16 protein-coding genes are annotated in these 25,916 nt (G+C 55.5%); 10 read left to right on the top strand and 6 right to left on the bottom strand.

The window, feature by feature from the left end:
- Positions 1–86 precede the first annotated feature (86 nt).
- From MKX42_RS32015 to MKX42_RS31975, 9 genes are all read left to right on the top strand, one after another.
- Positions 87–3,314, top strand: a complete 3,228-nt coding sequence (locus MKX42_RS32015) for a cellobiose phosphorylase (RefSeq protein WP_340757440.1) — start codon at positions 87–89, stop codon at positions 3,312–3,314.
- Positions 3,315–3,405: 91 nt separating this feature from the next.
- Positions 3,406–3,723, top strand: a complete 318-nt coding sequence (locus MKX42_RS32010) for a hypothetical protein (protein WP_340757439.1) — start codon at positions 3,406–3,408, stop codon at positions 3,721–3,723.
- Between the two features lie 160 nt (positions 3,724–3,883).
- Positions 3,884–4,873, top strand: coding sequence for an ABC transporter permease (locus MKX42_RS32005; protein ID WP_340757438.1), 990 nt, complete (start codon positions 3,884–3,886; stop codon positions 4,871–4,873).
- Positions 4,874–4,891: 18 nt separating this feature from the next.
- Positions 4,892–5,782 (top strand): carbohydrate ABC transporter permease, encoded by an 891-nt coding sequence (locus tag MKX42_RS32000; protein WP_340757437.1) that lies wholly within the window; start codon positions 4,892–4,894, stop codon positions 5,780–5,782.
- A 99-nt stretch (positions 5,783–5,881) separates the two neighbouring features.
- Positions 5,882–7,564: an extracellular solute-binding protein gene (locus MKX42_RS31995; protein WP_340757436.1), complete on the top strand. Its 1,683-nt coding sequence runs from the start codon at positions 5,882–5,884 to the stop codon at positions 7,562–7,564.
- 67 nt (positions 7,565–7,631) lie between these two features.
- Positions 7,632–9,530 (top strand): sensor histidine kinase, encoded by a 1,899-nt coding sequence (locus MKX42_RS31990; protein ID WP_340757435.1) that lies wholly within the window; start codon positions 7,632–7,634, stop codon positions 9,528–9,530.
- Positions 9,527–11,110 carry a response regulator gene (locus MKX42_RS31985; RefSeq protein WP_340757434.1) on the top strand — a complete coding sequence of 528 codons (1,584 nt, stop codon included), beginning with the start codon at positions 9,527–9,529 and terminating at the stop codon, positions 11,108–11,110. The genes MKX42_RS31990 and MKX42_RS31985 overlap by 4 nt, the downstream gene beginning before the upstream one ends.
- 109 nt (positions 11,111–11,219) lie before the next feature.
- Positions 11,220–12,023 carry an aminoglycoside N(3)-acetyltransferase gene (locus tag MKX42_RS31980; RefSeq protein ID WP_340757433.1) on the top strand — a complete coding sequence of 268 codons (804 nt, stop codon included), beginning with the start codon at positions 11,220–11,222 and terminating at the stop codon, positions 12,021–12,023.
- Positions 12,024–12,061: 38 nt separating this feature from the next.
- Positions 12,062–12,697 (top strand): histidine phosphatase family protein, encoded by a 636-nt coding sequence (locus MKX42_RS31975; RefSeq protein ID WP_340757432.1) that lies wholly within the window; start codon positions 12,062–12,064, stop codon positions 12,695–12,697.
- Between the two features lie 215 nt (positions 12,698–12,912).
- On the opposite strand, the gene MKX42_RS31970 is transcribed toward MKX42_RS31975, so the two are convergent.
- From MKX42_RS31970 to serS, 4 genes are all read right to left on the bottom strand, one after another.
- Positions 12,913–14,184, bottom strand: coding sequence for an MFS transporter (locus tag MKX42_RS31970; protein ID WP_340757431.1), 1,272 nt, complete (start codon positions 14,182–14,184; stop codon positions 12,913–12,915).
- A 5-nt stretch (positions 14,185–14,189) separates the two neighbouring features.
- The gene (locus tag MKX42_RS31965; protein WP_340757430.1) at positions 14,190–15,095 is read right to left on the bottom strand and encodes an ArsR/SmtB family transcription factor; all 906 of its coding nucleotides are present in this window, start codon (positions 15,093–15,095) and stop codon (positions 14,190–14,192) included.
- Positions 15,096–15,353: 258 nt separating this feature from the next.
- On the bottom strand, positions 15,354–20,477 hold the full coding sequence (locus tag MKX42_RS31960) for an S-layer homology domain-containing protein (protein WP_340757429.1): 5,124 nt from the start codon (positions 20,475–20,477) through the stop codon (positions 15,354–15,356).
- Positions 20,478–20,777: 300 nt separating this feature from the next.
- On the bottom strand, positions 20,778–22,058 hold the full coding sequence (gene serS / locus MKX42_RS31955; protein ID WP_340757428.1) for a serine--tRNA ligase: 1,281 nt from the start codon (positions 22,056–22,058) through the stop codon (positions 20,778–20,780).
- Between the two features lie 409 nt (positions 22,059–22,467).
- Between serS and ssuE the strand changes: the two genes are divergently transcribed.
- A complete protein-coding gene (ssuE, locus tag MKX42_RS31950) occupies positions 22,468–23,037 on the top strand; it encodes an NADPH-dependent FMN reductase (protein ID WP_340757427.1) in 570 nt (189 codons plus the stop codon).
- A gap of 78 nt (positions 23,038–23,115) precedes the next feature.
- Here ssuE and nrdG read toward each other — a convergent pair whose 3' ends face one another.
- Positions 23,116–23,643 carry an anaerobic ribonucleoside-triphosphate reductase activating protein gene (gene nrdG, locus MKX42_RS31945; protein WP_340757426.1) on the bottom strand — a complete coding sequence of 176 codons (528 nt, stop codon included), beginning with the start codon at positions 23,641–23,643 and terminating at the stop codon, positions 23,116–23,118.
- Entirely contained in the window at positions 23,640–25,625 is a 1,986-nt protein-coding gene (locus tag MKX42_RS31940) for an anaerobic ribonucleoside triphosphate reductase (RefSeq protein WP_340757425.1), read from the bottom strand. The genes nrdG and MKX42_RS31940 overlap by 4 nt, the downstream gene beginning before the upstream one ends.
- Positions 25,626–25,916 lie beyond the last annotated feature (291 nt).

Genomic DNA, 25,916 nt, shown 5'->3' with positions numbered 1-25,916 from the left:
GACTAATGCGGGCCGCTCCGCAGCCGGCTTGCTGAAGGGGAGCCGCGTAACGAATATGTATATTGATATATTTTAGGAGGAGTCCAATGAGCAATTATAATTTTGACAATGGTAAATTTATCATCGAGCAGTTCCATGAAGGTAAGCCGTTCGCCAGCTTCCTGCCCGGCCTGGCCGGACTGAAGGGGATTCCGATGTGGACGTTCTATGTGAACCGCGGCCAAGGAATCAGCAGCTTCGGCGTGCGTGACAAAAACTCGCCGATCATGGAGTTCTCGCCGGCCAATATCTCCTACAAGAATGTAACATCGACCGGCTTCCGCACCTTCATTAAGCTGATGGGGACCGGGGAGATCTATGAACCGTTCCAGTCGGCCCGCCCGGACCCTGAAGCCAACCGGATCATGACCATTCTGCCGAACGGGTTAACCATTGAGGAGACGCATGCCGGACATGGACTGAAGACCACGGTCCACTACTTCAACCTTCCGGGGGATGATTATGCCGCGCTGGTCCGTCAGGTGGAGATTGAGAATATCGGCGGGGCTGAGCTTATGCTTGAACTGCTGGACGGTCTGCCGGAGGTGCTTCCGTTCGGGGTGGCGAACAGCAACTATAAGGAGATGGGGAACCTGCTCCGCAGCTGGATGGATGTGTTCAACCTGGAGAACGGAATCCCGTTCTACAAGCTGCGCTCCGGCACGAATGACGATGCCGAAATCGGCAAGATTGAGAGCGGGCATTTCTATCTCTCCTCCACGGCGGAAGGGGAGCTGCTCCGCCCGCTGGTAGACTATGAGGTGATCTTTGGCGGGAATACTTCACTGACCTACCCCGACCGCTTCGCGGCGCTTCCGCTGGCCGAGCTGCTGGCACAGGCGCAGTATCCGGCCAACAAGGTGCCGTGCGGCTTCAGCGGCACAGCCCGGACGCTGGCCCCGGGGGCTTCGCTGAAGCTGAACACCATCATCGGCCATGTGAATGATATTGCCCGGATTAATGAACGGACGGCGGAGCTGTGCCGTGCGGAGTATTTTGCCGCCAAGTCCCTTGAAGCTGCCGCGCTGACCGAGGAGTTAACTGCGGATATCGCCACCCGAACATCTTCGCCGATCTTCGACGCGTATTGCCGCCAGTCCTATCTCGATAATCTCCTGCGCGGGGGGTATCCGTTTATCTTTGACAATGGGGAAGAGGGCTTCGTCGTCCATCTCTACTCCCGCAAGCATGGCGATATGGAACGGGATTATAACTTCTTCTCGCTGGCTCCTGAATATTATTCGCAGGGGAACGGGAATTTCCGCGATATGAACCAGAACCGGCGTAACGACGTCTTTTTCCATCCCAAGGTGGGCAGCTTCAATATCAAAATGTTCTATAGCCTGATTCAGGCGGACGGCTACAACCCGCTCAGTGTGCAGGGCACCAGCTTCGAGATTCTGCCGGGTGCGGAAGAGCAGCTTAAGGCATGGCTGGCCGGGGCGCTTGCAGAGCAGCATGCGGGACTTACACAGCTCCTGGCCGGACGCTTCACCGCAGGCAGTCTGATTAACTATATTGCCGATCAGCAGATCGTGTTAACCCTAAGCGAGCAGGAATTCCTCAGCGGGGTGCTTGCGCTGTCGCAGCAGAACATTGAAGCCGCCTTCGGCGAGGGGTTCTGGTCGGATCACTGGACGTATAACCTGGACCTGGTGGAAGGCTATCTGGATATTTATCCTGAGCGCCTTGGTGAGCTGCTGTTCGGGGATGAGACGTACGCGTTCTACGACTCTCCGGCCTATGTCCTGCCGCGCAGCGAGAAGTATGTGATCAGCGGCGGCAAGGTGCGGCAGTTCGGAGCTCTGCTGGAGGATGAGGAGAAGCTGCATAAGCTGAAGCGCAAGGCTTCCGGTACCGAGTGGCTGCGCACGCAAGGCGGGCACGGGGAGATCTACAGGACCAGTCTATTTGTGAAAATGCTGTCGCTCGCCCTGAACAAATTCGCCACGCTTGATCCGTATGGTATGGGTGTGGAGATGGAGGCGAACAAGCCGGGCTGGAACGATGCGATGAACGGGCTTCCGGGCTTGATCGGCTCGGGGATGAGCGAGACGCTGGAGCTGAAGCGGATGCTGGTGTTCATGGCGGAAGCGCTGGAGAACAGTGCCGGACTTCCTTCGGCAGTGGCTCTTCCATCAGAGATAGCGGCGCTGCTGACACAGGTAGGCCAGGCTGTAACGGAAGTGCTGGACGGCTCGCTGGCCCCATTCGCGTACTGGGATCGCGTTGCCTCGGCGCGCGAGGCTTACCGGGCGGAGATTCGCTTTGGGATTACAGGTGAGACCCGCGATGTCTCTCTTACGGTGATTCGCGAAATGCTGGAGCAGTGGCTGCGCAAGACGGATCAGGGGATCGCACGTGCGGTGGAGATGGGCGGCGGCCTGGTGCCAACCTATTTCCGTTTCGAGGCTACGCGCTTCCGGCCGGTTACGGATGCCGCCGGCGAGCCGGTCATCAGCGGCTATGGACTGCCGAAGGCCGTAGTGGAGGAATTCGAGGCTTCGGCGCTGCCGTATTTCCTGGAAGGCCCCACCCGCTGGCTCAAGACACTGGAGGATCAGCAGGCCGCCAAGGCCATCTACAGCAAGGTGAAGCAGAGCGGGCTGTTCGATCCGGTCACCTCGATGTACCGCACTTCGGTATCGCTGGAGGAAGAGGGGCATGAGATCGGACGCATCCGGGCGTTCACCGCAGGCTGGCAGGAGCGGGAATCGAATTTCCTGCACATGTCCTATAAATACTTGCTTGAGCTGCTGAAGGCGGGACTGTATGAAGAATTCTACAGTGAGCTGAGAACGTCGCTGATCCCGTTCCTTGATCCAGAGGTCTACGGACGCAGTACGCTGGAGAATTCGTCGTTCATCTCCACGGGCGGCAACCCTGACCCGCATACACACGGACGGGGATTTGTTGCCCGGCTGAGCGGCTCCACGGCCGAGTTCCTGAGCATGTGGAGAACGATGATGGCAGGCAGCAGCCTGTTCGCTACCCGGGATGGCGAACTAACCCTTGCGCTGCATCCGGCCCTTCCCGGCTGGTTGTTCGACGAGCAGGGAGAGGTCTCCTTCAAGCTGCTGGGCAGCACGGAAGTGACGTATGTGAATCCGCGTCATGCGGATACCTTCGGCGACAGCAAGGCGGTTATTCAGACGCTGGCGCTGACCTTCCGGGACGGTTCGCAGCGCGTAATTACCGGCGGCTTGCTGCGCGGCGCAGATGCCGAGGCCTTGCGGCGCGGGGAGATTACCGCGATCCGCGCGGTGATGGAATAATGTAACTGGCGTAGATAGTGATGGAGAGGAGGTCCCAGGGGGACCTCCTCTCTGATGTTATGGATAAGGGGAGTGGGCGCAATGTATACGAGTGGTTGAATGCCATCTGAGATATAACGAGAGCCACCGGCGATGGTTATCCAGCTGGGCAGGGGAGCCTGAGGAGCAGCAGTGGGATGAGCTTACAGGGAGAATAACGGGGAGCGTGGTGTCCGCTGTCCGTCTGACCGGTGAGGAGCTGCGGCTTGAGCTGACGCAGGAGGGGGCACAATCCCAGCTTGTTTTCTACAAATACCATCAGGATCTGCCGCCGCTCGGAAGCAGCCAGCCGCGCAGGCCTGCCTTTGAGGAAGGCGTGATCGGTGATTATATCGTACTATCGGAGGAGCATGCAGTTCTGCATGTGTAACAGGCTCGGCTTGGAGAGCTCAGAAGAACACTCCAAGCCGAAAAATGAGCCCCTAAATACGAAAAATGAGGCCTTTTACCCTGCTCCTAAAACGCATACAATACATACATAGAGATGAAAACGCTTCACAATAAAGATAGGTATTTTGGAGGTCCATACGATGGAGAACAAACGTAACACCAAGCCGAATCCGGCCATGGCGCCGCTTATTCCGGCGTCAATCGAAACCGGTTCAGGTCGCAAAAACACACTGTGGAGGAAGTTTGTAGCCCAGCGTCATCTGCAGACCATGGCTCTGCTCGGCGTAGTCTGGATGATCATTTTCAACTACATTCCGATTTATGGCTTGATTATTTCCTTCAAGGAATATAACATCGTCAAGTCGATTGCCGAAGCTCCGTGGGTAGGGCTGGAGCATTTCAGAGAGCTGTTCGCTGATGAGGATCTGCCGAATGTCATCCGCAATACGCTCGGCATCAGCTTAATCAAGCTGTTCATCGGTTTTCCGCTGCCGATCATATTCGCCCTGTTCCTCAATGAGGTCCGTTCCATAAGGTACAAGAAGGCTATTCAGACGATCTCCTATCTGCCGCATTTCCTGTCCTGGGTTGTGCTTGGCGGGATTCTGGCCACCTGGCTGGCTGATGTAGGGATTATCAATAATATTCTGCTTGCACTCAATCTGATTGACAAGCCGATTACCTATCTGGCTGAGCCCAGTTACTTCTGGACGATTATTATTACTTCCGACATTTGGAAGGAGCTTGGCTGGTCTGCCATTATCTATCTCGCGGCCATCGCCGGCGTATCTCCGGAAATGTATGAAGCAGCAACGATTGACGGAGCGGGACGCTTCCAGAAAATGTGGTTTGTCACACTGCCGGCAATCCGGGCAACGATCAGCATTCTGTTCGTTCTGGCCGTCAGCGGGGTGCTGAATTCCAACTTCGACCAGATTCTGGTCCTGCGGAACTCGCTCAATGACAGTGCTTCTAATGTAATTGACTACTATATCTATCAGACGGGTATTGTCTCCAACCGCTTCTCCTATTCTGCGGCGGTCACCCTGGTCAAAGCGGTTATAGCCCTGATTCTGCTGCTGATTGCCAACCAGGTATCCAAAAAAATCAACGACACGTCGCTGTTCTAGGACAAGGAGGACCTATATATGTTCGCTCTAAAACGTAAAACCAAAGGTGAAGCCATCTTTGATATCGTCAATAATCTGGTCATGCTCTGCGTCTGCTTCCTGACGCTGTATCCGATCTGGTATGTGCTGGTCAATTCCTTCAATGACGGGAACGACGCCATGCTGGGCGGCATCTACTGGTGGCCGCGGATGATCACGCTGAAGAATTTCGAGGCGGTATTCGCAAGCCCGGGCATTATGCTCGCCATGGGGATTACGGTAGCCAAGACCGTGCTTGGTGTCGCTGTCCATGTATTCTTCACTGCAATGGTGGCGTATGCCTTATCCCGCAGGGATCTGGTAGGCGGCAAAATCTACATCCTGATCGGCACCATTACGCTGTTCTTCAACGGCGGTCTGATTCCGACCTTCCTGCTGAACCGCGATCTTCATCTGCTGGATAACTTCCTGGTCTATATCATTCCGGTGATGTTCAGCTTCTTCGATCTCATTATCTTCATGACCTTCTTCCGGGAGATTCCGGAGGGTCTGGAGGAAGCGGCCCGGATTGACGGGGCCAACGACTGGTCCATCTTCCTGCGGATCATCCTTCCGGTCTCCATGCCGGTCATTGCTACCATTGCGCTGTTCCACGGCGTGTATCAATGGAATGATTATTTTGCCGGAATTATCTATATCAACAATGTGGATCTGCAGCCGATTCAGACATATCTGTTCCGTGTAGTCGCCCAGTCCAGCTCCAATACCATGATGGTGGCTGTCCAGGGTAACGCGGCAACGAGATCGGTAACGTCCCAGTCCATCAAGCTGGCAACCATGGTTGTCACTACGCTGCCTATCGTATTCGTCTATCCGTTCCTGCAGCGTTATTTCGTCAAAGGCATGATGATTGGCTCCATCAAGGGATGATCATCTTCTTGCCACCCGGTAACTCCTCCAGCGCCCGGGTGTCTTATGGGCAACGGGGTTGAGCTTATAATTATTATTTTCTAGAAAAGGGGTAAACAAATGGGCATGAAACATAAACCAAAGAAAATGGGTCTCCTGCTTGCAGGACTAATGCTGACCTCCTTGGCGGCAGGCTGCTCCAGCAGCAATAACGCAACGGGGAGCAACACACCGGCGAATGCGGAAGCTACCAAAGCACCAGCCACAGAAACAACAGCACCTGCACTGAACGCAGATGAGCCGGGCTGGAAAAGCGATACTTCACCGATCACCTTCGACTGGTACCTGAACTTTGCCTGGTTCGCCAACAAGTGGGGCGTTGACCCGACTTCGCAATATATTACTAAGAAGACCGGCGTTAACGTGAACTTCATCGTTCCTGCCGGCAATGAGAATGAAAAGCTGAATACGCTGATTGCTTCCGGCAAGCTGCCAGACTTTATCACGCTCGGCTACTGGGAAGATGCGATCAAAAAAATGGTGGAAGGCGAGCTGGTGCTTCCGCTGAACAAGCTGGCTGAGGAATATGACCCGTACTTCTTCAAGGTCTCGGATAAAGATAAGCTGGGCTGGTACACACAGCCGGACGGTAACGTCTACGGCTATCCTAACTCCTCCTCTTCTCCTGCCGACTACGAAAAATATGGTGATACTTATATTTCGAACCAGACCTTCGCGGTCCGCAAGGATATCTATGAAGCGATCGGCAGCCCGGATATGCGCACACCTGAAGGCTTCCTCGGCGCTCTGAAGGCAGCCCAGGAGAAATTCCCTGAAGTGAACGGACAGCCGCTGATTCCGCTCGGTCTGCATGAGTTTACCGAGAACGGCAATGATTCCCTTGAAGGCTACATTCAGAACTTCCTGAATATCCCTTGGGAAAAAGACGGCAAGGTCTATGACCGTGAGACTGACCCTGAATATGTCCGCTGGATGAAGACTCTCCGCCAGGCGAACCAGGACGGACTGCTTGCGAAGGATATCTTCATTGACAAGCGTGCTCAAATGGAAGAAAAGATCGTACAGGGCCGCTACTTCGCAATGCTCTATCAACGTACAGACTTTGCTTCCCAGCTCGGCACTATTTTCCAGAAGAACCCTGAGCAGGTGTACATTGCAGTAGACGGTCCGGCTAACACCAAGATGGATCAGCCTGCACTGAACGGCCCTGGGATCTCCGGCTGGACCGTAACCCTGATCTCGAAGGATGTTAAGGATAAGGCGCGTGCGATCAAATTCCTCAGCTATCTGAACAGTGAAGAAGGCAACAAGGATCTTTATCTGGGCGAAAAAGGGGTCAGCTATGATACAATTAACGGCAAGGACCAGTTCCTGCCTGAAGCGAATAAGCTGATGAACTCAGACCGTGCAGCCTTCGATAAGCAATATGGCTCTTCCTTCACTTTCTGGATGCTGCAAAATACGAATATTACCGACCAGTGGAAACCGGAATCCGTTGAACCGTTCAAGCAACTGGAAGACTGGACCAAGGGCAAATCGATCAATACTTCAGAGTTCCAGTTAATCGATCCTACGGGTAACTCACCGGAAGGCATTATCGCCACCAAGCTGAAACAGCTCCGCGGCAAAACGATGCCGAAGCTGCTGATGGCTGATTCCGATGCGGAATTCGACAAGATCTGGACGGAATATATTGCGAAAAAGGATAAGGAAGGCCAAGCGACCTTTGATGCCTACCGCCAGACGAAATATGAAGAGAACAAGAAAAAACTAGGAATGTAAGTTTTTAAATATATGACCCAAATGGCCCGCATACTGCGGGCTTTTGGGCTATTTTCAAGAGGTGAGCATGAGAGAGAGAACAGGGGCATTATGGCACTCCTTCCACTACTGGTGGGGGCGGAGGTCACTGCAGAGCCGGCTGATTGCGGCCTATATCTTCATTATTCTGGGACCCAGCCTGCTGGTGTCCTTCTATTCGTATAAGGAAATCAACAACACCTATATGCGGGATTCAATCGAGAAGAACAGCTATCTGCTGCAAATGGAGAGGCTGCATGTACTCAATCAGATTGAGGCGATGGAACGGGCCCTGCAGATGGCGTATAGCGATAAAAGTGTGCGCGATTATCTGATCAGTGAGGACGATCCGACCCTGGGCGAGCTGATTGATTTCAACACGACTACCTTTTTGAATTTCAGCCAGATTCAGTTCAACAACCCCAACATCGAGCATCTGTATCTATTCTCTGCCAGTCCGAATGTGTATGAGTTATGGCCGGTTATTTTCCGTGAATCCCGGGTGTCGATGGAGCCCTGGTTCCAGCAGGCCATGAAGCTGGAAGGAAGGAGGAATCTTTGGTCCTTTCAGGATACGGATATTGATCTGATGCAGCGCTCCTCGGGGGGAGGCGGGCAAGGTCAGCCGAAGGTATCCGTGCTGCGTGAGATTAGCATTCCGGCAGGGAATCATATCGGGATGGTCCAGGTGGATATGCTGCTGAGTAAGTTCACGCCCAAGACCTATACCTCTGTGCAGGATAACGAATCCCAGATGGTCATTGTCGATGATGCGCTGAATCTGTTCACGCGTACCGATAACTCCTTCCTGACCGCTGATTCCGGGCTGAGCGCAGCGATTAAGGAGCGGCTGGCCGTCTACCGCAAGACCGGGGAATGGGAGATGGATTACAAGGAGAACGGGAATTCGTTCCTGCTGATTCAGGCGCCGGTGGAGCAGATTGATGCCTCCCTGGTCACTGTTGTCTCGATGAAAGGCCTGATGAAGGATATTTCGCGGACCCGTAATTTAATAATCGGGGTGAATATCGGTTTTATTTTCCTGGTTACGGCGATTACGTATGTGCTGAATGCATTCATTCTGAAGAATCTCCGCCGCCTGACAGAGACGATGAAGAAGGTGCGCCGGGGCGAGCCGTATGGCAGTATTAAGGTCAGCGGGGGCGGAGAGGTCGGAGAGCTGGCGCATCATTTCTCCAAGCTCATGAATACGATCAATACGCTGGTTGCCCAGGCGGTCTATAAGCAGGCGCTGTCCAAGGAGGCAGAGCTGCGGACCCTGCATAATCAGATCGATGCCCATTTCCTCTACAATACGCTGGAGAATATCAAGATGCTGGCCGAAATTGAGAACCAGCGGACCATCTCGGATGCACTGACCCGGCTGGGCGGAATGATGCGTTATAATTTCAAGTGGACCGGGGAATATGTGAAGCTGAGAGACGAGCTTCGCCATATCGAGAATTATATAGAGGTCATGAATATCAGGTTCGAACACACCATTCAATTGGAGCTTCATATTGACAGCGCTTATCTGGAAGTGGAGGTGCTTAAGATGTCATTGCAGCCGATTGTTGAGAACAGCGTGAAGCATGCCTGGAATGCAGACGGCGTGGAGTTAACGGACCGGATTGTGAAGATCGAGCTTACAGAGGCGGAGGGGGATATCTTCATTGTCCTGCGCGATAACGGGCTGGGGCTGACTCAGGAGCGGCTGGTAGAGCTGCATGAGGCGATCTATGCGAAGGAGGAGCCTGGAGCGGACGCTTCCGGGATCAGCAGCGGAGGATATAAGGCGGGAGGCGTGGGGCTGCGCAATGTGCATCAGCGCCTGCAGCTCTTTTACGGGGAAGCCTATGGACTGGAAGTGCAGAGTGAAGCAGGGAAGTGGACAGCGGTGTATATGTCTCTGCCCAAAGTTCTATTGACGGGGGATAATCAGCGATGACAAATCTGATGATTGTGGATGATGAGAGAATGATCCGTCAAGGTCTGAAGGCAATGATCGAACGGGAATATCCGTCGGTCTACAATATATCGATGGCAGGAAACGGTGCAGAGGCACTGGAGCAGTACAAGCGGGAACGGCAGGATGTGATTATTACCGATATCCGGATGCCGATCATGGACGGGATTACGCTGCTGGCGCGGCTGTCTGCGGAAGCAGGGGCGGGCGGAGCTCCAGCTGTCATTATTCTCAGCGGCCATGATGATTTCGAATATGCCAAAAGCGCGATCCGCTACCGCGTCAAAGATTATCTGCTGAAGCCGATCCGCCGCGAGGAGCTGTTCGAGATTCTGGAGCGGATAGCCAAGGAAGGAGCGGAGCGGGAATCCAACAGCCACAAGCAGCTGCAGGAAGCAGAGGGCTACCGCCGCGAGCTGCGGGCGGCCCGTCTGCGCAGCCTCCTGATGCAGCAGGAGGGCGAGGTATCGGCGGCCCAGCAGGAGGAGCTTGCGGGGCTGGCGCTGCCTTTTACAATAGGGGTGCTGAACTATTATCACAGTGACGGTACACGGATGAAGCCGGCAGAAGTGCAGGGGCTGCTGGAGCAGCTGGGCGGACCGCTGGTGCACAAATTCACGGAGATTCTGACAGATGGGGACGGGAAGCTGGTGCTTGTTGGTGATGGGGAGAGCTTCCTGGAGCTGGCAAGGAAGGCAGAGTCCAAGGAGCTTACGCGGCTGCTGCTCGGAATCAGCAGGGAGAGCCGCAGCGCCGATCAGTTCCGTGTCTGTTATCTGGAGGCTTGCCGGGCGCTGCAATATACCTTCCTGTCTCCGCAGGCCAGCTTCGTGGACTATACGGATATTCAGGCCGGACAGCTGAGCTTCCCGCTCCCGGAGGAGGAGCTGCGGAAGCTGCTCAATATGCTGGGAACCGGGCGCGAGAAGGAGATCAAGGCGCTTCTTGGCGTTATTTTTCAGACGGAGCATCTGCTGAGGCTGGATCTGAGTTACCTCGAGAATGTAGGACGGAGTATAAATGAACGCGTATTGGATGAGGTGTTCCGTACGCACGGCGAAGCTTCGGTGGAGGTGCTGAAGCTCTACCGCCAAGTGGGCAACCTGCATAATTTCCGCCATTTCCACGACTATTACCGTGCGCTGGAGCATCTGCTCCTTAGCGTTAACGATTATATTATAGGCATCAAATCCGCTCACACCGAGCATGCCGACATGGAGGAAGCGCTGGCTTATATCGAAGCGAACTATGCCCGCCCGCTGAACATGGCGATGGTCAGTAATTACGTGTCCCTCAACTATTCGTATTTCAGTGAGGCATTCAAGGCCTACACCGGGGAGAGCTTCGTGCTGTATCTCAAAAAAGTCCGCATCCGCCACGCCAAAGAGCTGCTGGCCGATAACCGGGTCAAGCTGGCCTCCGTCTCTGAGTCCGTCGGCTTCGAGAACAGCAAGCAGTTCGCACGGGTATTCAAGGAGCTGGAGGGCATCTCCCCCGGGGAGTACCGGGCGAAGCTGCTGATGGGACGTTATCCCGGACAGGCTGAGGATAAGGAATCTTAGGGCTAGAGCAGATGCAGGAACGATGGTGATCATAGAATTAGGTCCGGGTGACAAGACTTGCGGTTCTGGTCTATGATAGAGGATAGATGGAAGGTCTGGAGGTATTTGTATGGAAGAGATCCAAGGAACACTGATTACGGCAGATAGGCTTGCCGCCGATTTCCGGCGGTTGGGTGTGCAGGAGGGAATGACACTGCTAATGCATTCCTCCTTCAAGTCACTCGGGCAGTGGGTTGCAGGCGGACCCGTTGCCGTGATCCTCGCGCTGGAGCAGGTGCTGGGCGAGGAAGGAACACTGGTGATGCCGACGCAGTCCTCCGATCTGACCGATCCGTCAGGCTGGAGCAGACCGCCGGTACCGGAGGCCTGGTGGCCGGAGATCCGGGAGCATATGCCCGCGTATGACCCGGATCTTACACCTATTCGAGGCATGGGTATCATCCCGGACTGCTTCCGCAAGCAGCGGGGGGTGCGGCGCAGCAGCCATCCGATTGATTCTTTTGCCGCCTGGGGGAAGCACCGGGATGTCATTATTGACGGCCATGGTCTGGAATATGCCTTCGGAGAGCAGTCGCCGCTGGCCCGGATCTATGAGCTAGGCGGAAGCGTGCTGCTGCTGGGCGTGGACCATGGAAACAACACCTCGCTGCATCTGGCGGAGTACCGGGCGGATTATGCCGGGAAGCAGGAAGTGATCGCATGCGCTCCGATGCTGGTGGACGGTGCCCGTCAATGGGTGGAGTTCAGCGATTACAACTGGAATTCGGATGATTTCGCTCAGCTTGGCACGGACTTTGACAAGGAGACCGGGCAGATTGCCAAGGGCTTCATAGCAGCATCTGCGGCGCAGCTGGTCCCGCAGCGGGAGATTGTCGATTATGGGGTGAAATGGCTGGAGCGCTGCCGCAGGTAATTATCGATACATACTTGGGTAAAGGGGAATCTGAATTCATGACCACTACAGTATATATTACAAGACACGGGCAGACGGAATGGAATGTGCAGAAGCGGATGCAGGGTCATCAGGATTCGCCGCTTACGCCGCTGGGCGTCCAGCAGGCAGAATGGCTGGGCAAGAGCCTGCAGAATGTCCATCTGGACGCGGTCTATGCCAGCTCCAGCCCCCGGGCGCTGCGGACGGCAGAGATTATCCGGGGCGGTCGGGAGATCCCGCTTACCGCCTATGACGAATTCAAAGAGATTAATCTTGGCATCTGGGAAGGCCGGGAGGCCGGTGAGCTGGAGGAGCAGTACCCGGAGCAGCACCAGCTGTTCTGGGGCGACCCGGCTCACTTCAGCATCCAGGGCGGCGAGACCTTCGCAGCAGTGCAGGAGCGTGCGCTTGGCAAGCTGCGTGAGCTTATAGACCTGCATGAAGGCGGTACGATCCTCATTGCCACCCATACGGTAGTAGTGAAGGTGCTGATGGCTTATTTTGAAGACCGGGACATGAAGAAGCTGTGGAATCTGCCCTACATCCACCCTACCTGCCTATGCAGAATTGATATTACAGACGGCGTGCCAGAGATCGTGCTGCACGGAGATACCAGTCATTATGTAACCGCTCAGGGCGGCCTGGAGTCCTGAGTAGCAGTTAGCGGATAGCAGCACAGCAGGTACAGTTACGATAAACAGGCGATGCGCATGTGGCATCGCCTGTTTGGCGTGGGGTGGCGTGGGACAGATTACGGCATGCGCGGAGATCCTGCATAAAGTGCAACAATGGGGCTCGATAGGGGCGGACTGCGGCGAACGCAGAAATTCTGCACATTGTGCAACACTGCCAGTCCCTTAAGGTCCATCTACATAGAGATATTGCCCGTCAGTGCAGCCTCCTGGCGCTGACGGTCCCGCTGCTCCAGTACAGACAGGTCGCCATCCAGCGCTTTCAGGCCTGGCAGGCGCAGGGCCACTCCGGCGTACAGCGCCGGAAGCAGGCCTGCGGCAAGCAAAAGCACAGGAACCCCATACAGCTCGGCGACCGTACCGGCTGCCAGGTCGCCAATCGGCGACAGGCTCCCGCCAATCAGGAAGCGGACCGAGTTGACCCGTCCCTGAAGCTGGCCGGGCACGAGCCGTCCGTGCAGGGAGGAGCTTAAGGAGCTGAAGAAGGGCCCCATCAGTCCGGCGGCGAATACGGCGAACAAGGCGAAGGCATAGCTGGGGATGAAGCCCCACAGCATGGTGACGATGCCCGACAAGCCCAGGCTGCCAAGCATGACGGCACGCCGCTGTTTAAACTCACCCATGATGGAGATGGTCCCTAGTCCGGCGAGGTAGCCAAGCGCAGACACTGTGGACAACGTGCCTACAGCTGCCGCATCGCGGTGCAGCACCTCGCGGACATAAGGGACCATCATCGTCCATATGGCTGTAGAGCTAAGATTGCTGACGGCAGCCATCATCATGATCGTCAGCATAGCGGGGAACCGCCGGTAGAACGAGAAGCCTTCGGCCACCTCATGCAGATAGCCGGATATGGAGACGGCAGAGGCAGGCGTTCCGGCCGGCTTGCCCATCCGGGGCAGCCACAGCAGCATGGCAATCGCAGCCATATAACAGACGGCGTTGACCCCGAGCGCCGGCAAGGCCCCGCTGGCCGCGGTCAGGATGCCGGCAAGCGCCGGGCCGAGCAGCGCGGCGGCGCCCTTGCAGCCGTCAATGATGGCGAAGGCACGCATCAGCTTGCCGGTCCCGGCGATCCCGGGGATGACCGCCATGGCCGTCGGCAGGAACAGCGCGGAGCAGGCGCCGCTCAGGCTGGCGGCCGCGAACAGCTGCCAGAGCTGGAGATGGCCGGCGAGTCCCATGCCGAGCGGAAGCAGGAGCGCCAGCAGCCGCAGCACGGCAAGGCAGGCCATGAACCGCACGCGGGGCAGCCGGTCGGATAGCGGCGAGCCAAGCAGGCGCAGCACTTGTTCGGGAATCATGGAGCTGAGCGCAAGCGCCCCCATCGCTACCTTGGAGCCAGTCAGGTCATAGACCAGCCACTCCATGGCCAGCAGCCCAAAGGCATCGCCGAACGCGCTGAGTGAAACCGTGGATAACAATCCGTAATAGCTCCGTTTCTGCAACCCGCTCACCCCTTCAGGTAGTCCTCAATTTGTCCGGGCAGATCGTCCAGAGCCTCCAGCCGCAGGCTGTAGGAGACACTTTTGCCGCTGGTGTGAACGATGACCAGACCGGCTGCGCGCAGCGCGATCAGGTGGTAGTGAATCGTGCTTTTGGACAGCTGGACTGCCTTCACAATCTCCGTGAAATTCATCTGGCTGCCGGTAAGCTGCCGGAGAATGAACAGCCGGGTCTCATCTGATAACGCCCGGGTAAGCCGCAGCAGCGCGGCGGCGGGCCGTCCTTCTTCAGCAGGAAGCGCATCACAGGAGTAGCTGGTGAACACAAACTCATCATATTGAGAGGAGATGACCAGCGGACGGGCATGATACTGCGGAGTGATAATAACCTGCTTCAGCGTCTCCGACGGATAGAGCCGCATCCCTTCAGTAGCTGCCTCGTAGACGGCCATATCATTCGTGCCGTTCAGCATCGCTGCCCGTGCAACGGCTTCCTGCCGCAGCCCTTCTATGATGGACGGATCGATGCTGCTGAAGTAGCTGTCATTCCACACCCGGATCACTTCAGCCGCTGCATCCCGCAGCCCGGCAAGATTGGCAGGCACACTCTGTCCGAACCGCCCGGCAATGTCGTAGAGGTCCCCCGGAGACAATTCTTCGAACCAATGCAGGAATTCCTCCGCCGTACGCTCTCCGGGACAGCTCCAGATGTAGGGGGAGAGACTGAAATTATCCGTGAGCTTCAGCACTTCCTTCATACGCTGAAGCATGACAGGGGCGAACTGTGTCTGAACCTGGCGGACCCAGGGGGTACCGGCATCCATAGCCGTATGATTTTGCTTGCCGATAAAAGCGTTCAGGCTGGTAATGCATTCATAGATAGGCGCAAAATCTACGGTTACTTTATAATCCATAAGGAGCTCCTGCTTTCTGGTGTAGTGGAGATATTTGTTCTATAATCATAGAACTTTTATTAGTTTTATAATAAACGAACATTTTCTCTTTGGCAAATGATTCTTTTTTGGCGGAGGATGCGGCTTTGGTACTTTGCGGGGAATCCAAAACATAAAAAAATCCTTTAAAAAAAGGCGGTTCCCGTCAGCGCATCATGCGCCTTGGGAACCGCCTTTACTGATTTAAACCTCGTATAACGCTGTAGTAGTGTGCGTGTGTTAGTTAATGAATTGCAGCGACTTCAAGGTCTTCTCCAGCATCGTAGCCGCTTCCGCACGGGTAGCCAGCTTCGCCGGAGCGAACGCACCATCAGGGGTCCCCTGGATGATGCCTGCGGAGGCGATCTCTGCTACCGCTGCTCTGGACCAGGCCGGGATGCTTGAGGCATCGCGGAATTTAGCGAGTACAGCCGGATCTGCCGTCAGGGTCTTGCCGGTGTATTTCATGGCTTTAGACAGGACGGCTGCCATTTCCTGCCGGGTAATTGGACTGCCTGGCTTAAAGCTGCCATCCGTGTATCCGGTAATCAGACCTGCGGCAGCGGCTGTCTGTACAGCATCCGTGTACCATGCGCCTGCACGGACGTCACTGAAGGCCGTTCCTGTTGCTGCCGGGGCAAGGCCCAGGGAACGGGTGATCAGTGCCGCGAACTCTGCCCGTGTTATGGACTGTGCAGGCGAGAAAGCGGTGCTGCTGGTGCCGGTAATCACCAGCTTCGAGGCCAGCAGTTCAATGGCGGATTGTGCCCAGTGCCCGGTAGTGTCACCGAAGGTCTTGGACGACTTCACCACAGTATAATAGCTGTTGCTGTTGCGCTTGATCGTAACTTCCGTATGTCCGTCTGCCGGACTAGCGAAGACCGAAGGCACGAAGGACAGCTTGCCTGTGGCCGGGTCAAAGGCGACACCGGTCGCACCCTTGGCATCAAGTGCACCTGTGGCCGTGATTGTCCGCTTCACATAAGTGTTGCCGAAGCTGTTCAGCGGAACGCTTGCCGTACCTGCCTGGGCACTGATGCTGAATTCAATGACGGGCGCAGCAACAGTGATCGTACCTGCCTGTGCGGCGATGGCCTTGTTCAGGCTGTCCAGTATAGCGGTATCTGCCTGAAGCAATGATACGGTAATAGTGAAATCACTAGTGCCAAGCCGGGCGGCCAGAGCCGTTCCGTTAATAAGACTCAGCGGCAGGGAATAGGAAGCAACGCCGGTAGAGATGAAGGTCAACACTGTGTCCGGATGTGCCGCAGCCTGCTGCACCAGCACGCTGCCTGGCAGCACAGCCAGGGCGCCGCCTGCTGAAGCCGTGAGCGGGAGCTTCAGCTCATTCGTACCGGCAGGCAAGGCTGCAAGCTGAGCGGTGAGATCCGCTGCAGTAAACGTGGTAATCTGCGGCGCTGCTCCCGCGCTTGGAGCAGGGGTGGCCGATGGCGTTGCCGTAGGAGTCACTCCCCCGGAGCCTCCCGGATTAGATCCGCCCGGATTGGTGGTTGGTGCCGGTGTTGGAGCTGTAGTCGGATTTGGAACGGCGCCCTTCAGATCAGTGATCCGTCCTTCAACGCTCGAAGTCACCTTAAGGTGCTTCTTCAGATAGGCCAGCAGAACTTCGAAGTCGGGAAGACCCAGCTCGTAATAACGTCCGTCTGCCTTGGCTGAGGCCAGTGCACGGTAGAAATCCCCGCCGCCTGCCATGAAAGAATTCGTAGACAGAATATAATAGCCTGCCGGATCAATCGGCAGATAAGACCCGTCCGCCTGCTTGATCTCTACAGAGATGATCCGTTCCCCGGCCTGGGTCACCTGACCGGTCAAAGAACTCACAATCTCCGGCTTTTTGGTCGAATCATACGTATATTTCATCCCCGAGACATGGGCGAACCTTCCCTGGTCGGACTCCAGGCCGCTGACTGCGTTCTCCAAGGAGGAGATGATCTCTGCGCCAGTAACCTTCAGGGCAACCAGGCTGTTATTGAATGGGAGTGTGGTCAACACCTCGCCCATCGTAATATCGCCCTTGTCAATCGCTGCACGAATGCCTCCGCCGTTCTGGATGGCGACGACGCCTTTGATCGTACTCTGGTCCTCCTTGGACACGAAATTAGGCATTAGCTCGGTTACTTTCTCCGCAATACTGTCAGCAATCATATTGCCGATTGGCGTCTCTTCCTTACGCACCACGCGGACGGATTTTCCGTCAATGTCGCGGTTGGTGTAAAGGTCAACGTCCGAGTAGCCTACAACCTGGCTTCGAACCGTCGCCAGTTCGGCATCGTATGGGGCAAGTATTTTTTTGGCAGCAGCATCTTCACCGAACAGATTGACATCCAGCAATTTGCCTTGATAAGCCTTGACCTCGCCCTTCTTATCGAAGGTAACATCAAGCTCACCCAGGAACTGGCTGTATTCACCAGTCTGCACAATCAGGACCTTCTTGTCTGTACCTGCAATCACCACAGGAGTTGGCGGGTTATCGATCTTCGTATGGGAATGTCCCCCAACAATAATGTCGATCCCCGGAACGGCCTTGGCCAGCTCCTGATCCACGGTGTACCCCAGATGGGTGACGGCAATAATCTTGTTGATGCCCTGGGCTTCGAGCGCCTGGACAGTCCGCTTCGCGCTTTCTACATGATCCTTGAAAATAATTTTGTCGCCAGGAGACGCGAGGCCTACAGTATCCTCAGTCGTCAAGCCGAAGATTCCGATCTTCTCTCCATATACGTCCTTGATGACGGAAGGATAGATATGACCGTCTTTGGCTGTACTTTTGGACTCATCCGTCTCAAGAATACCAGTCATCTCGTGATAGAGATCAGCAAGCTCACTATTCTTGGTAGTGAAATCAATGTTGGAGCTGGCGAACGGGAACTTGGCCGCCGTCACGAAATTCCGAAGGATTTCCGGATTCTCCTTATTCATGTCAAACTCATGATTGCCGAAGGTCATCGCATCATAGCCGATATTATTCATGAACTTGATGTCTGCCTGACCCTTGAATTGATTAAAGTACAGTGTTCCGGAGAAGACGTCCCCCGCATCCAGCAGCACCGTATTGCCTGTCCGTTCGCTGCTGATGGCTGAGGTCCGCTTGGTGATATTCTCCAGATGGCTATGGGTATCGTTCGTATGCAGGACGCGCAGATTGAAATCTGCCCCGCCGAAGTCAATCTGTGCGAGCAGCGGATCATGGTCACTGATCCGGATGCCGTCGGCATCAGATACAGTGCCTTTCGGATAATCTCCCGGATCTGCAAAATCGGCATTAATATGCACGATATCAAGCTTGCTGGCAGAAGCCAGCCGGTTATTGACGAGGATATGATCCAGCGTCTGGGAGTTGCCCTGGAAGTTGTAGGAATACCGTTCATTCAGCGGCAGGGTATTTACAAGATTCGTAAGTGCACTGCCCTTGAGGATATTCAGCGTGTCTGAGAACTGGAAGTCATTCAGATCGCCGAGCACGACAAGATTGGCCTCAGGGTTCTTCTGAAGCACATCCTCAGCGAAGCTGCCTACTACCTTGGCGATCTTGGCCCGCTGAACTTCTGTGGAGAAGACCGGAGGCTGAACGGAACCGAACAAATAGTTGTCGCTGCTCTTGGAGTTGAAGTGATTAGCAATCACGATAATTTCTTTGCCCCCGAAAAGAAACTCGGCAGCCAGCGGCTTGCGCGACTCCTTGAAGGCTTCATTGCCCGGATCAATGCGGCCCGGATTCAGGGTGAGGCCGGAGCCGGCGGTATAGCTTACAGCGTCGGTAGCTGTACCGGGTGTGCCCGGCTTCAGGGAGACGCGGTTCATATTGTATAGGAAGCCGGAGCGGATATTGCCGTCTGGAACGCCGCCATCCTGGTTGTTCTGCGGTGCGATATCCGTGTAACCATAGTTAGATGCACCACCGTCAATAGTCTTAATGGCTGCAATCAGCGCTGTGTAACTCTCGCTGGCATCCGTTCCGCCTTTGCTGGTTCCATCATTATCCTGCACTTCTGTCAGGCCGATAATGTCCGGTGTTTTGAGATTGATCACGATGTCCTTGGCAACATTGGTGATTTTGGCCGGATCATTGTGCTGGGAGAAGTTCTCAATGTTAAAAGAAGCGATGTTCAGCTTATCCGCATCTCCCGGGGAGAGCGAAGTCACTTCTCTCTTCAGCTTGCTTGGGGAGACATCCGGCAAACCGTCTGTTTCCGTAGAAATCAGGAATTTACCGTAATCATAGGTCAGAATACCGGTAATATTGCTCAAGAATTGCTGGCCTGTAGTTAGCACCGGAGCAGTCTTCACAGAGAGTATTAGGCGCTGCGGGTTGAAGTCGGCCCCCGTCAGTACCAGCCCACCGGCAGGGGAAGTCACTTCAGTCGTGTTGCCCGTACCGTTGACGGTCACCACCGGAATTTCAAAAGTACTGCTGGAAGCATAGTAGACTGCCGGGCCCACGGTGGTAGGCTTGGCAAGCTCCAGACGCATGCCTTCCAGGCTCTCATAGAAGTCGATGGCATCAGTGGCTGGCTCGAACTTGGTCAGGCCATCATCGTCGATTACAGCCGTTGGGATGAGGCGTCCGCCGGTGCCCAGCAGGGTTGGGGCCGGAAGCGGATTACCGCTGCTGACAACCGTGGTTTGGCTGGCGGTAATCTGTGTGGTAGATAATTGTCCGGTGCGGCCGAATTCCTTGACAACTCCGTCTACCGTGACAGCATCGCCTGGTTTAACGGCACTGCTTTTTCCCTTCTGATAGATTTGGATGGCCTCTGAGGTCTTGATATCGTTATCCATATCAGCGGCTGCAGACTGGATGTAGAAGCTGTCCGCATCCTTAATGTAGGTAACAATTCCCTTGACGTCAGTGACCATAGCATCCACGTAAGGGGAGATATGTCCTGCGCCTTGAATCTGGTTAATCTTCAGACCTGCGAGTGCAGGAGCGACGCTGTATTCAAAAGTGGATGTTGGACCTTTCTCAAAATCGGGTAATGAGGCATAAGCTGTAATCTTAAGCGAGTTAATATCGGAGTGAACGGTGATTGGGGCAGTATACAACTGGTCTGCCACTTCTGCTGTAGTACTCTTGTTGGCGTAGACGCTGTAGTACACGCTTGCCGTTACAGAGGTGTTTAAAGTAATCTTTGACCCTGTAGCGATCTTAGTGCCTGAGGCAGGGGATGCAGTAACCGGAGGAGCTTGGGTGACCGCAGTGGCCGCAACCATATCGGCTGCTATAATCGGCTCTGCCGAGGCCGTCCCTGAGCCTGTGGACAATCCCGGGAAGATCCCGGTTAATAGCAATGCTACCGCCAGGAATAGACTGAGCGGCTTCCTGCATTGTGAAGAAAGTTTCATGTGAGTATACCTCCCCATAAAATATCATTCGTACTCTATTATAATAGAGATAATATGAATCTAGCGCAATTTTTCGTCAATATTTGTTAAACTTGCATAAAACCATGGTTGGAAATGCTGGAATATATATAAAATTAATATATTTTATGCGGGATTCGTTATGTTTTCTGAAAATGATGTAAACTACATGTTATTTATATGCTAAAAAACGGCGTCTCCCTCTTGAGTGAGGGAAGCACCGTTTTTTGTTGTTTTTAATACAATGTGCTGGATGGAAGGCGCGTAAGTCGGGCGGGGAGGTCACATGGCTTCGATCCGCTCTGCGCCGCCCATATAAGGCCGGAGCGCCTCCGGGATATAGATCGATCCGTCCTCCTGCTGGTGGTTCTCCAGCAGTGGAATCAGAATGCGCGGCGTGGCGACCGCTGTGTTATTCAAGGTATGGCAGTATTGCAGCCGCCCGTCTTCATCACGGTAGCGGATGCCCGAGCGGCGGGCCTGGAAGTCGAGCAGATTGGAAGCCGAGTGGGTCTCCCCGTAAGCTTCTCTGCCCGGCATCCAGGTCTCAATGTCATACTGCTTGTGGGTCTTCATCGCCATGTCTCCGCTACAGACGGCGACTACCCGGTAAGGCAGCTCCAGCAGTTGAAGAATATGCTCGGCATTGCCGAGAATCTCCTGGAGCATCTGCTCCGATTCTGCCGGATCGTTCTTGCACATCACCACCTGCTCGATCTTCGAGAACTGGTGGACCCGGTACAGCCCGCGCACATCGCGGCCTGCCGAACCCACCTCGCGGCGGAAGCAGGCCGACATTCCCGCCAGCCGCAGCGGCTGATCCAGCTCCAGAATCTCATCGCTGTACAGCGAGACCAGCGACACCTCCGAGGTCCCGGCCAGCCAGCGCTTCTCGCCAGTCAGCTCGTAGGTCTGATCCCGGCCGCCGGGGAAGAACCCGGTCCGCTCCAGCGCCTCCGGCTGGACGATCACGGGTACATCCATGGCGGTGAAGCCGCGCTGCATCAGCACATCCAGCGCCAGCCGCTGCACGGCAAGGTGCAGCAGCAGTCCGGCCCCCTTCAGCACATAGCTGCGGGGCCCACCGGCCTTGACGCCGCGCGGAAGGTCGATGATGTCGTGCAGCTCTCCGAGCCGGGCATGGTCCCGCGCGCGGAACCCGAAGACCGGCGGCGCGCCATGCCGCCGCAGCTCCACATTCGCGCTGTCATCCGGCCCGATCGGCGTATCCGCCGACACGGGATTCGGCGCGAGCAGCATCAGCTCGCCGCAGCGCTGCTCCGCTTCAAGCAGCTCCGCCTCCAGCTGCGCCAGCTCGCTGAGGGTGCCCCGCACCTGCGCCTTTGCGTGCTCGGCGCCCTCATGGTCGCCCGCGCGCAGCAGGCGCTCGACTTCCTTCGTCAGCGCGTTGCGCTCCGCCCGGCGCTGCTCCGTCTCCCGGCGGGCCAGCCGCCGCCGGTCATCCCACTCCAGAAGTTCCTCCAGGGGGAACTTCAATCTTTTCCATTCGGCCGTCTTCCGTACAATGTCCTCATTCTCCCTGATCCAATTCATATCCAACATCCGCATCCGCTCCTTAAGTTTGGGTAAAAAAACGCAAAAAACGCCCTCATCCATGGGACGAGGAGCGTCAGCTCGCGGTGCCACCCAGGTTGACCCGATTCACATACAGCAGCCTTCGCTATGCGGAAATGGGGTCCTCTTTGGTCTTCGCGGTAACGGGCGAAACCCGGTAAACTTAGGGAACAGGAAGCTGCTCCGGTCGCAGACGCCTCGCGGTTGGATGCCGGTCGTTGGCCTGGTCGGGATATAGGTTTGCCATTTATTATAACCAGAGCCGCAGTGGTTTGCAAGCAGAATAGGGGTTTGACAATATTCCTTGTACTCTGCTAGGATTATTACTAATTTAAAGTATTGGCGCCCGGCGAAACAGCCCGGCCCATCCTATCATGCGGACGGAAGAGGTGCGGAAATGGCCAAAATAGTCGTAATTAACGGAACACCCTCCCTGGTCTCACGGATCAATGCCGTGATTGAGTATGCAGAGAGTGCCCTGCGGGAGCGCGGGTATGAAGTGGAGCGGATCAATGTGGCAGAGCTTCCGGCGGAGGATCTGATTCACACCAAGTTCGAGAGTGAAGCTATCGTCAAGGCGAACGGGCTTGTGGCGGAGGCCGACGCGGTAATTGTAGTCAGTCCGGTGTATAAGGCCTCCTATACCGGAGTGCTGAAGACCTTCCTGGATCTGGTGCCGCAAAAAGGGCTGGCCGGCAAAATCGTGCTGCCGCTCTTCATGGGCGGAAGTCTCGCGCATCTGCTGGCGATTGACTATGCACTGAAGCCCGTACTGTCCGTGCTTGGCGCCCGCTACATTCTTGGCGGCGTTTACGCCGTAGACTCCCAGGCGGTGCGTAACGACCAGGGCATAGTTGAGCTGGCCGAAGAGCTGAAGCTGCGCCTGAACAGCGTGCTGGAAGAGCTGGCGGAAGAGACGGAGCATAAGGTGGGGCGGAAGGCAGGACAATCAACAGCCGTAGAATAACATTAGGCTGCCGACTCCAACTGCCCGGTATAATCAAAAGGCACTACATTACCCGTATTCGGGAGTGTAGTGCCTTTTTTATACCGCTTGGAAGCTTAGCTCCGGCTCCCACAGAACGACCCTATCTCCCGCCAGACTCGCCGGAATATCAATGATCCGCTGGTTGCTGCTTCCCCGGTAGGAGAGGGTAAGGTCTTTGAGCTCTTCGACAAACCGTCCGTCGATCACGACCTGGCACAAGGACAGCAGATTCCATTCCGCAGAGCCCGGGGAAGCCGTAAGCTCCTCGTACGTATAGCCGGTATAGATCCAGACCGGGAAGTCCGGCAGCTCGGCGCGCAGCTCGTGTATGAAGTCTGCAGCCTCCTCAGCCGAGAAAAAAGGGTCCCCGCCCGCCAGCGTCAAGCCGTCGAGCAGCGGATTGCCTGCAATCTCCTCTATGATCTCCCGCCGCCGCTCCGGGGTGAAGCCTTCCCCGAAGTTAAAGTTCCAGGTCTTCGGGTTGAAGCAGCCCGGGCAGCGGTGGCGGCAGCCGCTGATGAAGAGGACGGCCCGCAGGCCTTCGCCTTCATTAATCGACTCCGGGTAATATCCGCAGATGTTCATAGATGCTTAACACGGTCCCGGACTTCGGCTTGCTTGGCAGCATTGAAGCGGGTCTGATAGTCACCGGTCAGATACCCGGTAACCCGCCGCAGACGGCGGATATGGGTGGTATCCTCATGGGCATTGCAGGTCGGGCAATTCGTGCCGATAACCCCTTCATAGCCGCAGCCGGAGCAGCGGTCAATCGGATGGTTAATGCTGAAGTAGCTGATATCCTGCTCCAGCGCGTATTTGATGATTTTGACGAAGGCTGACGGGTTGCTCCGGGCATTGCCGTTCAGCTCGACATAGGAGATCGCTCCGGCGTTGCAATATTCATGGAACGGGGCTTCCAGGCTGATCTTCTTGGCTGCGCTCAGTTCATGGTAAACCGGAATGTGGAACGAGTTCGTATAGTATTCACGGTCGGTTACCCCAGGGATAGAGCCGAGCACCTTGCGGTCGATCTTGGTGAACTTGCCGGAGAGACCCTCAGCCGGCGTGGCGAACAAGGTGATGTTAAGGTTAAGCTCCTCACTCTTACGGTCGCAATATTCACGCATGTGGCGGACGATGGCTACAGCCTTGGCATGGATCTCCATATCTTCGCCGTGGTGCTTGCCGTACATGGCTTTCATGCATTCGGCCATTCCAATGAAGCCCAGCGACAGACTGCCGTGCTTTAGCAATTCGCCTACGCTGTCATCAGGGGCAAGCTGCTCGCCGCCCTCCCAGACGCCTTCCCGCATCATGAAATCGGAGGCTTTGGCCTTCTGGGAAGCCTGGATACGGAAGCGGTGCAGCAGACCGTCGAGCGCAATATCCATATAGTGATTGAGATCATCAAAGAACCCTTCTTCATCAGCAGCGAGGCGGCGGCCGGTTATCGTACCGTGGGCCAGTCCAAGACGCACCAGGTTGAGCGTGTTGAAGGACAGGTTACCTTTGCCGGAGCAGTGGTTGCGTCCGAAGCGGTCGCCGAGCACACGGGTCCGGCAACCCATCGTAGCGAACTCGGTATCCGGGTCAGTAGGATCGTAATACTGCATGTTCAGCGGAGCGTCCAAGTTGGCGAAGTTCGGATACAATCTGCGCGCCGAGCACTCCGCTGCCTTCAGGAACAGCTCGTAGTTAGGATCACCCGGCTGCTGGTTGATGCTTTGCTTGCATTTGAAAATCTGAATCGGGAACACCGGCGTCTCCCCGCTGCCCAGTCCGTTCATCGTAGCCGTCAGCAGCGAGCTGATCACAAGCTGGCCCTCCGGGGAGGTGCAGGTGCCGTAGTTGATGCTGGTAAAAGGAATCTGGCCGCCGGAGCGGCTGGACATCGTATTCAGGTTATGTACCATACTTTCTGCGGCCTGCTGGGTCTCGCTCTGCGTCTCCTTCAGGGCAAAACGGAAGGCGCGCGGATACTGCTCAGCCAGATCGCTGCGGCTCATCGTAATCTCACCAAGTTCAGATAATTCTGCATTCTCCTCAAAATACTCCAGACCTTTGCGGAAGAGCTTGGAGAAGGATTTGGTCACATAAGGAGCCAGATCATAATCCAGCTTGTTGGCGGATACGCCGCCGTACTGCGCATTCTGCTGTGACTGGAAAATAATCGCCACCAGCGACATCGCCGTCATAATCGAGTTAGGAGGCCGTACGCTGCCGTTGCCGGTGTTGAAGCCTTCACGGAGAAGGCGTTCAAACGGAATGAAGATGCAGTTCGTGGTTCCAATGGCGTATTGATCAAGGTCATGTACATAGACGACATTATCCAGGGTAGCCTGTACCAGCTGTGGCGGCATGGTGAAGTTGCGGGCATACCATTTGGAGTATTCACTGCCGAATTTGCTCATTTTGCCGGAGAAGCTCTCCCCGTTCAGGTTGGCGTTCTCGCGCAGCAGATCCAGATCCCGGCTGTCGATAATATCCCGTCCCAGATGAATAACCTCTTCCAAAAGATCCTCCTGTGCAGCTTGTCCTTCGTTATAACGTTTCTCCAGCAGCGTCATTATATAACTCTCTCCTCTCGGGTATTGTAAGCGTAATATGTATCATAGAATGGTCAGGACATCAGTAAAAAAGCACCCCCGGCCGGGAAGGCCGGAAATGCCCGAATGCATGATGCAAAGATCCGGAAAGCGGAAATTTGCCTGTGGTCTGGGTGGAACATACGAGCAGACACGGGGCGAATAGCTTACGCCCGTTCTTGTATATTCCGCAGAGCCGATACCTGAAGATAATCCACGATCGTCCTCAGGTATCGGCAGCCTCTGGCCCGATTGACGGAAGGCTAACTCTGC

The sequence above is a fragment of the Paenibacillus sp. FSL R7-0204 genome, assembly GCF_038002225.1.
Taxonomy (GTDB): domain Bacteria; phylum Bacillota; class Bacilli; order Paenibacillales; family Paenibacillaceae; genus Paenibacillus_AQ.
The sequence above is the reverse complement of the archived record's forward strand: the minus strand, read 5'-3'. Positions and strand labels throughout refer to the sequence as shown.